Raw genomic sequence first — 13399 nt, 5'->3', positions numbered from 1 at the left:
GGAGATGGGCTAAAAGTTTCCACGGCAACTACTCCCGGCGCTTGTCACGCCGGGTAAAACAACTTAATTAAACGCTGTAGTACAGTTCGAACTCAACCGGATGCGGAGTCATACGTACGCGGTCGTTCTCTTCAGTACGCAGCGCGATGTATGCATCGATAGCGTCGTCAGTGAATACACCACCTGCGGTCAGGAACTCGCGGTCTGCGTCCAGCGCCTGCAGGGCTTCTTCCAGAGAGCCAGCAACCTGTGGGATCTCTTTCGCTTCTTCTGGCGGCAGGTCGTACAGGTTTTTGTCCATTGCTTCGCCCGGGTGGATCTTGTTCTTGATACCGTCCAGACCGGCCATCAGCAGTGCTGCGAAGCACAGGTATGGGTTAGCCGCTGGATCCGGGAAGCGCACTTCGATACGACGCGCTTTAGGAGATGCCACCACCGGAATACGGATAGAAGCAGAACGGTTACGCGCAGAGTAGGCCAGCATCACTGGCGCTTCGTAGCCCGGGACCAGACGCTTGTAGGAGTTGGTGGTTGGGTTCGCCAGGGCGTTGATCGCTTTAGCGTGTTTGATTACGCCGCCAATGTAATACAGCGCCTGTTCGGACAGACCGGCATATTTGTCGCCAGAGAACAGGTTGGTGCCGTTCTTGGACAGAGACATGTGGCAGTGCATACCGGAACCGTTATCGCCAAACATTGGTTTTGGCATGAAGGTCGCGGTTTTACCGAAACGGTGCGCAACGTTGTGCACAACGTATTTGTAGATCTGAATTTCGTCCGCTTTTTTGGTCATGGTGTTGAAGCGGGTTGCCACTTCGTTCTGACCCGCCGTCGCCACTTCGTGGTGGTGAGCTTCAACAACCAGGCCCATCTCTTCCATCACCAGACACATGGTGGAACGAATGTCCTGTGCAGAATCGACCGGAGGAACCGGGAAGTAACCACCTTTAACACCAGGACGGTGACCTTTGTTACCACCTTCATATTTGGTGGAGGAGTTCCATGCACCTTCGATGTCGTCGATAGCAACGTGGGAGCCAGAAATAGAAGCACCGAAACGGATGTCATCGAACAGGAAGAATTCTGGCTCTGGCCCGAACAGAACGGTGTCTGCGATGCCGGTAGAACGCAGGTACTCTTCAGCGCGTTTAGCGATAGAACGTGGGTCGCGGTCGTAGCCCTGCAGCGTGCCTGGCTCGAGGATGTCGCAACGGATGATCAGGGTTGGTTCTTCGAAGAACGGATCAATGACCGCAGTGGTTGCATCTGGCATCAGAACCATGTCGGATTCGTTAATGCCTTTCCAGCCACCAATGGAGGAGCCGTCAAACATTTTGCCTTCTTCAAAGAATTCGGCGTTCACCTGATGAGCAGGGATTGTGACGTGCTGTTCTTTACCTTTGGTATCGGTGAAGCGCAGATCAACAAACTTCACTTCATGTTCGTTCAGCATCGTCAAAACGTGTTCAGCGGACATACTTAACTCTCCAGATTGGTCATTGTCGTCGTGGTAACGAGGTCTTCAGTTTCTGTTTGTACTGGCTGTTGCCATGTATTTTTTATAAAGCGAAATCTGTGCCAACTTTTAAATCACCCCAAAAAGGCGTTATCATGCGCACCATAGTGCAAAAGGGCTGCACCACGATGGATTTGTTGCACCAGTATAGTGCTTCAATGTGAACATTGAGCACCATATTGGTGCAATTTACGTTAAAGTGCCCTTTTTCGCTCCGTGAAAGCGATCACAAAGCATCTCTGCAATACTTGTTTGCGGAGGATGTTTGTGATCCTGTTTTGTAGTGCGATTAATCCGTGTACAATAACGCGCTATTTCTAATGCCTGAGGCAAAGTTGTGATCGAAAATTTGCGTAACATCGCCATCATCGCGCACGTTGACCATGGTAAAACTACCCTGGTTGATAAGCTGCTGCAGCAATCCGGTACGTTTGATGCGCGTGCCGAAACCCAAGAACGCGTGATGGACTCCAACGATTTGGAGAAAGAGCGTGGGATTACCATCCTCGCGAAAAACACCGCGATTAAATGGAATGACTACCGTATCAACATCGTTGATACCCCAGGGCACGCCGACTTCGGTGGTGAAGTTGAGCGCGTGATGTCCATGGTGGATTCCGTGCTGCTGGTGGTTGACGCATTTGACGGCCCAATGCCGCAAACGCGCTTCGTGACCAAAAAAGCATTTGCCCATGGCCTGAAACCCATTGTTGTTATCAACAAGGTTGACCGTCCTGGCGCACGTCCTGACTGGGTTGTTGATCAGGTATTCGACCTGTTCGTTAACCTCGACGCGACCGACGAACAGCTGGACTTCCCTATCATTTACGCTTCGGCGCTGAATGGTATCGCGGGTCTGGATCACGAAGATATGGCGGAAGACATGACCCCGCTGTATCAGGCGATTGTCGATCACGTACCGGCACCGGATGTTGATCTGGATGGTCCACTGCAGATGCAGATCTCCCAGCTGGACTACAACAACTACGTTGGCGTCATCGGTATCGGCCGTATCAAACGCGGTAAAGTGAAGCCAAACCAGCAGGTTACTATCATCGATAGCGAAGGCAAAACCCGTAACGGTAAAGTTGGCAAAGTGCTGACTCACCTGGGTCTTGAGCGTATCGACAGCGATCTGGCTGAAGCGGGCGACATCATCGCTATCACCGGTCTGGGCGAGCTGAACATCTCTGACACCATCTGCGATCCGCAGAACGTGGAAGCGCTGCCAGCTCTGTCCGTTGATGAACCAACCGTTACCATGTTCTTCAACGTCAACACCTCTCCGTTCTGTGGTAAAGAAGGTAAGTTCGTTACCTCCCGTCAGATCCTTGACCGCCTGAACAAAGAGCTGGTGCACAACGTTGCGCTGCGCGTTGAAGAAACCGAAGATGCTGATGCATTCCGCGTTTCTGGTCGTGGTGAGCTGCACCTGTCTGTTCTGATCGAAAACATGCGTCGTGAAGGTTTCGAAATGGCGGTTTCCCGTCCGAAAGTTATCTTCCGCGAAATCGACGGCCGTAAACAAGAGCCGTTCGAAAACGTGACGCTGGACGTTGAAGAGCAGCATCAGGGTTCTGTGATGCAGGCGCTGGGTGAGCGTAAAGGCGACCTGAAAAACATGAATCCAGATGGCAAAGGCCGCGTACGTCTCGACTACGTGATCCCAAGCCGTGGCCTGATCGGCTTCCGTTCTGAGTTCATGACCATGACTTCCGGTACCGGTCTGCTGTACTCCACCTTCAGCCACTACGACGACGTGCGTCCGGGCGAAGTTGGCCAGCGTAACAACGGCGTGCTGATCTCCAACGGTCAGGGTAAAGCGGTTGCGTTTGCGCTGTTCGGTCTGCAGGATCGCGGTAAGCTGTTCCTGGGTCACGGTGCTGAAGTTTACGAAGGCCAGATCATCGGTATTCACAGTCGTTCTAACGACCTGACCGTAAACTGCCTGACCGGTAAGAAACTGACCAACATGCGTGCGTCCGGTACTGACGAAGCAACGGTTCTGGTTCCACCGATCAAGATGACCCTTGAGCAGGCTCTGGAATTCATCGATGACGACGAACTGGTAGAAGTGACTCCGCTGTCTATCCGTATCCGTAAACGTCACCTGACCGAGAACGATCGTAAACGTGCAATGCGCGGTGCGAAAGAAGAGTAATACGGTCAATCTATAGGCCGGGTAAGCGCATGCGCCACCCGGCAACGAAAAAGCCGCTGAGCGATCAGCGGCTTTTTTATTCGATGATCGCCAGAATTCTTCATTACCCGGGAGCGTTATGTCCCAACGCTATCTTTTTCCTGCGAAATTCACGGATTAGGGTAACTCTGCTCCATTTATCACGAACACCCGATCTGCCGATGAAATCGTGGTTTCGCGATGCGCGATAATAATCCTGGTAATGTTCATCGCCTGTATAGACTCATTGACCTGACTTTCACTGGTTTTATCAAGGTGGCTGGTCGCCTCGTCCATGAATAAAATACCCGGTTTACGGTATAATGCTCGGGCAATATAAATCCGCTGTTTTTGACCGCCGGACAACCCTTCCCCAAGTTCACCAATCAGTGTCTCGTAACCCATTGGTAGCTTTAAAATGTCATTATGAATATGGCTTGCGATAGCGCATTGCACCATCCACTGCTCGTCAATGTCAGGCCGAAAACCGGCGATATTCTCTTTGATTGAGCCTGAAAACAGCTTATCTTCCTGCATGATACAGGCAATGCGTTCAGCATAATGCTCGAAACCAAGTTGCTTAATATCAATACCATTAATTCGGACGCAGCCGTTCGACGGTTCGAATAAACCGCACAACACTTTCATCAAGGTGCTTTTACCTGAACCCGATACGCCCGTAATAGCAATACTCTCTCCGGCATGAATGGTCAGATTCAGTTTGCTGAAGATAGGGTCCGCATGGTTATCATAACGGTAAGTCAGATCCTGAGTTTCGAGCGTTAAGGCTCCGTGTGGTAAACGCAGCGGGCTGGTGGGCGTTGTAGAAGATGCTTCGTGCAGCGCAATATCGGCAACGCGTTCATTGTGTAAATTGATGATCTTCAGCTGAATGATAAAGTTGATCAGGGCATTTATTCGGTCATAGAACTGACTCCTGAAGGTGTTAAATGCGATAAACATACCGATGGTTAAATGACTATCCATCATCAGCCTGCCGCTAACCCACAGGATAACAATTTGGTCGCAGGCGGCGATAAAAGAGACGACGCCACCAAAGAAGAGATCCATCCGCGTTAAACGAATTCCTGTATTGACCTTATCTGAAAAAAGATTAAACCAGTTATTGATTCTCAGGTCAGTCATCCCCTGAATCTTAATCGTCGCGATACCGTACAGGGATTCCATAAAATAAGAATTAAGGCGTGCTTCCTTGATTAACTCTTCTTCGGATAACTGGCGATAGTATCGATAGGTAGCAAACCGAATGAAGGTGTATATTGCGGTAAAAGAGACCACTATCATGCTGAGCTGCAGGTTGTATAAAAACATCATTACCAGCAAACCCATGAGCATTAGCGTATCAATAATGCTACCAGTTAAACCCGTGGTAAAAGTGGCCCGTATAACATCAAGCGAGTGGAAACGAGACTGAATGTCCCCCAGTTTGCGTCTTTCAAAATAGGTGGTCGGTAGCTTAATAAGGTGAGAAAAGAGGCTAAAACTCCACTGGACGTCGATGAGTGTTCCCAGTACCAGCGTGGTCCAGGAGCGTATGACACTGACCGTCAAACGTAACAGAATCAGAATAAACAACCCAAGACAGATGATATTAAGTAAACCGTAATCTCCGGATGCAATCACATTATCCGTGACTAATTGTGTACCCACTGGCATTAGCAGGCTGATCAACTCAATCACCAGCGATAAGAAAAATACCTTCGTCAGTGAAGTTATCAGTCCATTGATATTCTTTAATAACGTGGTCGCTTTTAACCTGTTTTGCTTCTTTTGAACTGAGAAAGTGGTTCCCGGCCATACCTCAAGCACAACACCAGTAAAATGTTGGGACAATTCGGGCATGCTAATCACCCGTCGTCCAAACGCAGGGTCGTGGATCACCGCGCTGTTCTTATCGACCTTAATCAGTACGACAAAATGGTTAAAATCCCAATGCAATATGCAGGGCTTACGCACGTCATGTAACTCCTGAAGGTCCACGGACAATGCGCGTGACGACATCTCCAGTTCACTGGCAATTGCTTTTATCGCATTGAGGTTGACCCCACGTGATGACAAATTGAATTGTTGCCGGAGTTGCAGTAGATCGACCTGCTTGCCATAAAAACTGCATATCATTGAAAGACAGGCCAGGCCACATTCGGACGCTTCGGTTTGAAAGACAACTGGGATGCGTTTAAATATCCTCAGATCCAACTTGCGCAGCAGCGTCTCAAGTGTATAAAGATTATTCATTACCTGCGTCCGTTACGCTCATTTTCATTTCGTAAAATGGCGATAATAACCACTCATAGATATGTCTCTTTTCAAGGAAAAGAGAAATCTGCGCTTTGGCTCCCTGGCTCAGTGAGAGTTGTTTTCCATGAACTTGCACAGACTGTAGGTCAGGTTTGATCATGATTTTGTACCAGGACTTTTTATCGTCATAGAATTCATGTGCGATGGTCTGCTTTGACAGGAGTTCTGGCTTCGATGCCGGAAGCCTGGATATTGCTGATATTGATGCCCTGAACTGACCAAATTTTTCATAAGGAAAGGCGTCGTAACTAACATTAACGCGCTGGCCAATCGCCAGATAAGGAAGAACTTCATCCGGAACCCAGGTTTCGAGATAGCATGGTGAATGGATATTCTGCTGAACTCGCGCCAGTACATCGCCTGCGCCGATCATCTTACCTTGCGCCGTATTGATGGAGTCGATTAAGCCATCGGCTGTTGCCACGATGACATAATTACCTTCCGCTTCTGTATTTAACTTTTCTTTTTGCAGTTCGTATATTTGTTGCTCAAGCTGGTAAATCTGTTGGTCATAATCAGCGCTCTGGGACTGGATTTGCTGATTGAGCGCATCGATCTGAACCTGGTCCTGTGATTTTCTGGCGACCAGGTCAGAAACATTGCTCTGCTGTTGGTAGAGTAGTGCGTTTTGGCTACTCATCTGGTCTTTGGTGACCAGACCTTTTTCCTGATAACCACGGTAATCGTTAACGTTCTTCTCAATCTGATGCAGTTCCCGCTCAGCCTGCACCAGTAGCCCAGATGAGGTATTAAAACTGGACTGATAATGATCTTTTTGAGTCGTCAGCGCGTTGAGTGTACGGTTTTTCGAAGAGTTCAAATTTGCCATCATTACGCTGATACTCTTTATCTGTAGCGCGATCTCCTTTTTTTTATTCTCATCAACCAGGCCTGATTGCGTCGATACACCCGAATGAATGAGAAAGAGAGCATCACCTTTTTTTACGCGATCGCCTTCATTAACAAAACTCTGCACGACTGTACCCTGCATTGATGCAGAGATATTCACTGAGCTAGGGAAAGTGGTTATTTCACCGTGAACGATGACGCGACGGGTGTAGGAACCTTTGGTAATAAAAATAGAAATGGAAGCAATAAAAAAAATGCTGAGCAATATGATAAGAGCAAAAGGGATGCCCGGCAGAAGAACAGCTTTCCCTTCCCACCGTGTACTCTGATATTCAATAGCTTCCTTGCGAAACATATCTGGCCTCTTGCGGGGTGGAAATAGCCGCAAAATATCAGCGGCTATGAGTTATAATGGTTCAGGAATTAATGTCTACCGTGATCATTACCCTGGCGGCCACCGCCACTTTTCGAACCACCATTACCTTTTGATGAACCACCGCTTTTACCACCAACGTTAACCGAGCAACCACCGCTAAAGGATGTGCTTTCAGAGTGAGAACCATCTTTGTTAGTGGTGCTGGTGTGAGAATAGCTGCCATTACAACCAGCGCTACCACCACCGAACATCCCACCAATCGCACTACCGATAGAACCCCACATTCCTGCACCGCTGATGTTACTTAATTCACTTTCATTGAGTTCACGCATTATTAATTTTCCTTGCAATAGTGAGCAAAAGGTATACCCATAATATCCATAGACTTTTTCCATACCATTTCACCATCCGTGAATGAAATGTTTTTTACGCCAAAACGCGTAAAATCCTTTTCGCTGTACGTCGACAGACCTGTGTCTGGATCACCAATATTTTCTTTTTGCCCGCAAAGTGGCATCATCCATGACACATTTATATCTTTGTAGAATGCTTTATCCGTTTTTCTTATTTCTGAGAAAATGCGATCTGTTATCGTTGTGTCTGTATTGATTTCTCCGTTAACCGTAGTTGTTAACTTATTGTCATCAGAATTAGGCGACCCATGGAAACCAATAATGGAACCATAGTTGATGATTTTGTTTTTTGCCGCTGGGAAAAGATAGTTAGCACAGGAAGAAAGGCATAATCGCCTGACCTCAATGTTAATTTCTTTATCATGAATAACTTGTGCTATTTTTATTGCAGTTTCGACATCGCCGCCACCACTGTTTATGGATATCGTTCTAACAGGGATAAGGTTTTTTCTGATAAGCCCCACAATGATTTTGTCATCATCTTTGGATATGTTCCCGTCGATATATAACGTATCAAAAACGAGGTGGGTTGAAAGTTTTGGTTCAAGCCCTTGCTTCACAATCAGTTGGCTAGAGAGTTGATATAAAATATCTCTGCTGGCTTTTTTAAATCGGTAGGCATTGTATGAATAAATAGCGAAAGCGCAGAGTAAAGCTATTAAAACGGCACTGAGGACGTATCCCTTTTTAATCTTCACGAAAGTGCAGCTCCATGTGTAAAGTAATGTAAACTTATCATTATAAAAAAGAAGATAAATAGAGTATTTGTATCTAAATGTAAATTTAAGTAAAGTGAACTCGTTGCGATTTCGAGCAAAGCCGCGCGAAATGGGATTGCCATGGCAGAAATGGGGGAATATGGTGATGAGAAAAAATATTACGGAAGCGTTTTTCTATAATTTTTTGCAGAATGAACTAAAACGTATATCTTCGCAAAATCGAACTTAAATAAAACTCATCCCTGCCTTTCGCCCGAAAGCCAATATCATCTTCCTGGCTAAATTTTTGTTCTTCATACTGCTCCCTCTAAGCTGAATCTCGTGCATAGCCAAACTTTATCTTTCCCGCTACAGTTACCTCTCCACGGCGAGCAGGAGATAAAACATGCTTTATATCTTTGATTTAGGAAACGTCATCGTCGATATCGATTTTAATCGCGTGTTGGGCGCATGGAGCGATTTTAGCCGCGTGCCACTGGCGACCTTAAAGCAGAATTTCGCGATGGGTGAGACCTTCCATCAGCATGAACGCGGCGAGATCAGCGATGAAGAATTCGCTGAACGTTTCTGTCAGGAGATGGATTTACCGTTAAGCTACGAGCAGTTTTCGCACGGATGGCAGGCGGTATTTGTCGCCATTCGGCCTGAGGTGATCGACATCATGCATAAGCTTCGCGAGCAGGGTCATCGGGTCGTTGTACTGTCAAATACCAACCGTCTGCACACGACGTTCTGGCCCGAGGAATACCCTGAAGTTAAGGCGGCGGCGGATAAGATCTATCTCTCGCAGGAGATGGGGATGCGTAAGCCTGAAGCGCGAATTTATCAGGCTGTTCTGCAGTCAGAAGGATTCACCGCGGCCGATGCGGTCTTTTTCGACGACAACGCCGATAATATAGAGGGAGCTAACCAGTTGGGTATTACGTCAATTCTGGTGACCGGAAAAGAGACGATACCAGACTACTTTGCGAAGCAGCTATGCTAAAAACCGTTCATCAAAAAGCCACGCACCATACTCGCCCGCTGCGGGCCTGGCTGAAACTGCTCTGGCACCGGATTGATGAGGACAATATGACCACGCTGGCGGGTAACCTCGCCTACGTGTCGTTGCTCTCATTAGTGCCTCTGGTGGCAGTCATCTTTGCCCTGTTTTCAGCCTTTCCGATGTTTGCGGACGTCAGCGTGCAGCTTCGTCATTTTGTCTTCGCGAATTTCATTCCGGCAACCGGGGATGTCATCCAGAACTACATTGAGCAGTTTGTTGCCAATTCCAGCAAGATGACGGCAGTGGGGGCGTGCGGTCTTATCGTCACCGCGCTGCTGTTGATGTACGCCATCGATAACGCGCTAAACACGATCTGGCGGAGTAAAAAAGCGCGGCCAAAGGTCTATTCCTTTGCCGTGTACTGGATGATCCTCACGCTGGGGCCGCTGCTGGCCGGGGCGAGCCTGGCAATCAGTTCTTATCTGCTCTCCCTGCGCTGGGCGAGTGATTTAAACGGCGCTATTGATAATGTGCTTCGCATCTTTCCGTTGATCCTGTCGTGGCTCTCGTTCTGGCTGCTCTATAGCGTGGTGCCGACCACGCGCGTGCCTAACCGCGATGCGGTCGTGGGGGCGCTGGTGGCGGCGTTGCTCTTTGAGCTCGGTAAGAAAGGCTTTGCCCTCTACATCACCATGTTTCCTTCCTATCAGCTGATTTACGGCGTGCTGGCGGTGATCCCCATTTTGTTTGTCTGGGTCTACTGGACCTGGTGTATCGTCTTGCTTGGTGCCGAAATAACTGTCACTCTCGGTGTGTACCGCGAACTTAAAAAAGCAGCAGAAGCTGAAAAACAACAAGAAGCAGAACAACCATGATTGCATTGATACAGCGCGTAACCCGTGCCAGCGTCACCGTGGAGGGAGAGGTGACGGGTGAAATTGGCCCAGGACTTTTGGTGTTGTTAGGTGTCGAAAAGGATGATGACGAACAAAAGGCCAACCGCTTGTGCGAGCGCGTGCTGGGCTACCGTATTTTCAGCGATGCGGAAGGCAAGATGAACCTTAACGTCCAGCAGGCGGGCGGCAGCGTGCTGGTGGTTTCCCAGTTTACGCTGGCAGCGGATACCGAGCGCGGCATGCGCCCGAGCTTCTCTAAAGGCGCCGCGCCGGACCGTGCAGAAGCACTTTACGAGTACTTTGTTGAGCGTTGTCGCCAGCAGGAAATGAATACGCAAACCGGACGATTCGCTGCAGATATGCAGGTATCGCTGGTGAACGATGGCCCCGTCACATTCTGGCTCCAGGTATGAGCCAACTGGCGGCGTGGCCGCGGGTAACAAGAGAGAGTACAGCTATGTATCACCTTCGAGTACCGCAAACGGAAGAAGAGTTAGACGCTTATTACCAGTTTCGCTGGGAAATGCTGCGCAAGCCACTGCATCAGCCAAAAGGATCTGAGCGCGACGCCTGGGACGCAATGGCCCACCATCAGATGGTGATGGACGAAGAGGGCAACCTCGTCGCCGTCGGGCGTTTGTATATCAACGCCGATAACGAAGCGTCTATTCGCTTTATGGCGGTTCATCCCTCCGTGCAGGACAAAGGCCTGGGGACACTCATGGCGATGACCCTTGAGTCCGTCGCCCGTCAGGAAGGCGTTAAGCGCGTCACCTGTAGCGCCCGCGAAGATGCCGTAGAATTTTTCGCCAAGCTAGGTTTTGTGAATCAGGGGGAAATTACGACCCCGCAGACCACGCCGATTCGTCATTTTTTGATGATCAAACCCATCGCCACCCTGGACGATATTCTTCATCGCGCCGACTGGTGTGGACAGCTGCAGCAGGCCTGGTATCAGCACATTCCGCTCAGTGAAAAAATGGGCGTGCGCATTCAGCAGTACACCGGACAAAAATTTATTACCACCATGCCGGAAACCGGCAATCAGAACCCGCACCACACGCTGTTTGCCGGCAGCCTGTTCTCACTGGCCACGCTCACCGGCTGGGGACTGATCTGGCTGATGCTGCGCGAGCGCCATCTGGGCGGCACCATCATTCTTGCCGATGCTCACATCCGCTATAGCGCACCGATCAGCGGCAAGCCGAGCGCGGTGGCCGATCTGGGGTCTCTGGGCGGCGATCTGGACCGTCTGGCACGTGGTCGCAAGGCCCGCGTACAAATGCAGGTTGAACTGTTTGGCGATAAAACACCGGGCGCGGTGTTTGAAGGCACCTATATCGTTCTTCCGGCGAAGCCTTTTGGCGCGTATGAAGAGGGTGGGAACGAGGAGGAATAATCTCCTGTTCACGCTCCCCGGGCGTGCTGAATCCGCCCGGCGACATCCCGCACAACGTCTCGCGCTGACTGGCTAACGCCGCCAAGCTGAAAGAAGCCATGGATGACGCCCAGCCAGCGCTGCGCGGTACACTTCACACCCTGCTCCGTCAGATGCTGGAACAACATTTCGTCCTCATCGCAGAGCGGATCGTACTCTGCGGTAATAATGTGCACAGGCGGAAGACCGTAAAAATCTTCGCGCCACAGCGGACTTGCTTCGGGGTGCTGGCGGTCGGTGTCGGCGAGGTACATTTCATACCCGCTGAGCAGGGTATCGCGGGTGATAATGTAATCTGTGCCATTGAGGGCATAGCTTTCAAAACTGGCGGTGGCGTCGAGCATGGGGTAGATAAGAATAAGCTGTGCAGGTTGCCACAGCCCTTTCACCTTAAGCCGTAGCGCCGTTACCAGCGCAAGATTTCCCCCCGCGCTGTCTCCGCAAAGGGTGATCCGGTTTTTATCCACGCCCAGTTTGTCCGCATATTGCCAGACCAGATCTGCACCTCTTTCCGCATCGTCATGCGCGGCGGGGAAGGTGTTCTCCGGCGCCAGCCTGTACTGAATGGCAATCACCCGACAATTGCCGTAGCAGGCTAACTGACGAAGTTGATTGTCATGGGTATCAAAGCCGCCGCTGATAAAGCATCCGCCGTGGTAGTAGATGGCTGCAGGTAATAGTTCAGGCGCATTGAGAGGTGAATATACCCGAATGGTTAGACCCTCAAGAACAAGCGTCTCCACCTGTACGCGCGTTTCGGTCTCCCCGGCAAGCCCCGTGCTGGCAATATAGCCTGCTCGTCGCACCTCAATGCTCTGGCGACGTGACGAGGGCCGACCTGCAGCGATAAACCCCTGAACCAGCTGTGCAATACCCTGTTCCAGCGCCATGAAAATTCCCTTTTACTGTATGGATGAACAGTTTTATAGCCTGGTTTGATTCAAAAGAAAACAAGAATAATGTTGAGGGCAATAATCTTGAAAGCGCCTCGCAAATGGAAGGCAAACTATTGGCTGGGACTTTAACCCTACAGAGAGAAAGTGTATGTTGCCTTGAAAATACACAATAATGATATACTGAGGTGATATATGAGTGTACTGGCGGAGCTTAACATGGGCAGAATTCTGATCGATTTGTCGGATGATGTTCTTCAACGTCTCGATAACCTCAAACAGCTGCGTAACCAACCTCGTGCCGAATTACTGCGTGAAGCAATTGAGCAGTATCTCGATCGGCAAAGCTCATCCGTTATCCGTGATGCGCTTGGTCTGTGGGGGAACCAGCAGGAAGACGGATTAGAGTATGAACGCAAGCTGCGTGAGGAGTGGTAGCTATGGAACACATGGCGGTTTTTGATACCAATATCCTGATCGACCTTTTTAACAATCGCGTCGAGGCAGCAAATACGATCGAAAACACAGTATCGCACCGGTCTATCAGTCTGATTACATGGATGGAAGTCATGGTGGGGGCACGCAAACATGGCCACGAAGCGAAAACAGCGGCGGTAATGGGCGCATTTGAGGTTATCGATGTAACCAGAGAGATCGCTGAAAGAAGCGTCGTGCTCCGTGAGAAGCATGGCATGAAACTGCCGGATGCCATTATTTTAGCGACTGCCCAAAGCAGAAATTGCCCGTTAATAACCCGCAACACCAAAGACTTTCAGGGCATTCCTGGGGTAGTTTCACCGTACCAGCTGTAGGCCG

At 49.6% G+C, this 13399-nt stretch carries 13 protein-coding genes; 7 read left to right on the top strand and 6 right to left on the bottom strand.

All coding sequences use genetic code 11. From position 1 onward, the window contains the following. Positions 1–67 precede the first annotated feature (67 nt). On the bottom strand, positions 68–1477 hold the full coding sequence (glnA, locus tag V1587_RS02500) for a glutamate--ammonia ligase (protein WP_008501856.1): 1410 nt from the start codon (positions 1475–1477) through the stop codon (positions 68–70). A 376-nt stretch (positions 1478–1853) separates the two neighbouring features. On the opposite strand from glnA, the gene typA reads away from it, so the two are divergent. Then, positions 1854–3677: a ribosome-dependent GTPase TypA gene (typA, locus tag V1587_RS02495; protein ID WP_008501854.1), complete on the top strand. Its 1824-nt coding sequence runs from the start codon at positions 1854–1856 to the stop codon at positions 3675–3677. 156 nt (positions 3678–3833) lie between these two features. Here the strand turns inward: typA and V1587_RS02490 are convergent, their stop codons facing one another. The 4 genes from V1587_RS02490 to V1587_RS02475 form a co-directional block, all read right to left on the bottom strand. Further along, a complete protein-coding gene (locus V1587_RS02490) occupies positions 3834–5951 on the bottom strand; it encodes a peptidase domain-containing ABC transporter (RefSeq protein WP_371899641.1) in 2118 nt (705 codons plus the stop codon). Then, positions 5944–7218, bottom strand: a complete 1275-nt coding sequence (locus tag V1587_RS02485) for an HlyD family secretion protein (protein ID WP_371899642.1) — start codon at positions 7216–7218, stop codon at positions 5944–5946. The genes V1587_RS02490 and V1587_RS02485 overlap by 8 nt, the downstream gene beginning before the upstream one ends. A 68-nt stretch (positions 7219–7286) precedes the next feature. Continuing rightward, a complete protein-coding gene (locus V1587_RS02480; RefSeq protein ID WP_371899643.1) occupies positions 7287–7571 on the bottom strand; it encodes a hypothetical protein in 285 nt (94 codons plus the stop codon). Positions 7572–7573: 2 nt separating this feature from the next. Beyond that, on the bottom strand, positions 7574–8350 hold the full coding sequence (locus V1587_RS02475; protein WP_058841944.1) for a hypothetical protein: 777 nt from the start codon (positions 8348–8350) through the stop codon (positions 7574–7576). A gap of 406 nt (positions 8351–8756) precedes the next feature. Between V1587_RS02475 and yihX the strand changes: the two genes are divergently transcribed. From yihX to fabY, 4 genes are read left to right on the top strand one after another with little or no spacing between them, the layout of a single operon-like run. Continuing rightward, on the top strand, positions 8757–9356 hold the full coding sequence (gene yihX / locus V1587_RS02470; protein WP_371899644.1) for a glucose-1-phosphatase: 600 nt from the start codon (positions 8757–8759) through the stop codon (positions 9354–9356). Next, the gene (locus V1587_RS02465) at positions 9350–10231 is read left to right on the top strand and encodes a virulence factor BrkB family protein (protein ID WP_371899645.1); all 882 of its coding nucleotides are present in this window, start codon (positions 9350–9352) and stop codon (positions 10229–10231) included. Before yihX ends, V1587_RS02465 begins: the two co-directional genes overlap by 7 nt. Beyond that, complete coding sequence (dtd, locus tag V1587_RS02460; protein WP_008501836.1) at positions 10228–10665, top strand: D-aminoacyl-tRNA deacylase; 438 nt, start codon at positions 10228–10230, stop codon at positions 10663–10665. Before V1587_RS02465 ends, dtd begins: the two co-directional genes overlap by 4 nt. A 44-nt stretch (positions 10666–10709) precedes the next feature. Beyond that, positions 10710–11651, top strand: coding sequence for a fatty acid biosynthesis protein FabY (fabY, locus tag V1587_RS02455; protein ID WP_023309755.1), 942 nt, complete (start codon positions 10710–10712; stop codon positions 11649–11651). Between the two features lie 8 nt (positions 11652–11659). On the opposite strand, the gene V1587_RS02450 is transcribed toward fabY, so the two are convergent. Then, complete coding sequence (locus tag V1587_RS02450) at positions 11660–12580, bottom strand: alpha/beta hydrolase (protein WP_371899646.1); 921 nt, start codon at positions 12578–12580, stop codon at positions 11660–11662. A gap of 198 nt (positions 12581–12778) precedes the next feature. On the opposite strand from V1587_RS02450, the gene V1587_RS02445 reads away from it, so the two are divergent. Together V1587_RS02445 and V1587_RS02440 are read left to right on the top strand one after the other, a co-directional pair. Then, complete coding sequence (locus V1587_RS02445) at positions 12779–13021, top strand: ribbon-helix-helix protein, CopG family (protein WP_371899647.1); 243 nt, start codon at positions 12779–12781, stop codon at positions 13019–13021. 2 nt (positions 13022–13023) lie between these two features. Continuing rightward, the gene (locus tag V1587_RS02440; protein WP_371899648.1) at positions 13024–13395 is read left to right on the top strand and encodes a type II toxin-antitoxin system VapC family toxin; all 372 of its coding nucleotides are present in this window, start codon (positions 13024–13026) and stop codon (positions 13393–13395) included. The last annotated feature ends 4 nt before the right edge of the window (positions 13396–13399 follow it).

Origin of the sequence: Enterobacter sp. ECC-249 (assembly GCF_043965265.1) — a bacterium.
Taxonomy (GTDB): domain Bacteria; phylum Pseudomonadota; class Gammaproteobacteria; order Enterobacterales; family Enterobacteriaceae; genus Enterobacter; species Enterobacter quasiroggenkampii.
This window is presented reverse-complemented; position numbering and strand designations above follow the sequence as displayed.

Bases quoted from the DNA above. Each gene is read 5' to 3' on its own strand.
- V1587_RS02440 (WP_371899648.1), top strand. From the start codon at position 13,024: ATGGAACACATGGCGGTTTTTGATACCAATATCCTGATCGACCTTTTT.
- glnA (WP_008501856.1), bottom strand. From the start codon at position 1,477: ATGTCCGCTGAACACGTTTTGACGATGCTGAACGAACATGAAGTGAAG.
- V1587_RS02465 (WP_371899645.1), top strand. From the start codon at position 9,350: ATGCTAAAAACCGTTCATCAAAAAGCCACGCACCATACTCGCCCGCTG.
- V1587_RS02480 (WP_371899643.1), bottom strand. From the start codon at position 7,571: ATGCGTGAACTCAATGAAAGTGAATTAAGTAACATCAGCGGTGCAGGA.
- V1587_RS02450 (WP_371899646.1), bottom strand. From the start codon at position 12,580: ATGGCGCTGGAACAGGGTATTGCACAGCTGGTTCAGGGGTTTATCGCT.
- yihX (WP_371899644.1), top strand. From the start codon at position 8,757: ATGCTTTATATCTTTGATTTAGGAAACGTCATCGTCGATATCGATTTT.
- fabY (WP_023309755.1), top strand. From the start codon at position 10,710: ATGTATCACCTTCGAGTACCGCAAACGGAAGAAGAGTTAGACGCTTAT.
- V1587_RS02490 (WP_371899641.1), bottom strand. From the start codon at position 5,951: ATGAATAATCTTTATACACTTGAGACGCTGCTGCGCAAGTTGGATCTG.
- V1587_RS02445 (WP_371899647.1), top strand. From the start codon at position 12,779: ATGAGTGTACTGGCGGAGCTTAACATGGGCAGAATTCTGATCGATTTG.
- dtd (WP_008501836.1), top strand. From the start codon at position 10,228: ATGATTGCATTGATACAGCGCGTAACCCGTGCCAGCGTCACCGTGGAG.
- V1587_RS02485 (WP_371899642.1), bottom strand. From the start codon at position 7,218: ATGTTTCGCAAGGAAGCTATTGAATATCAGAGTACACGGTGGGAAGGG.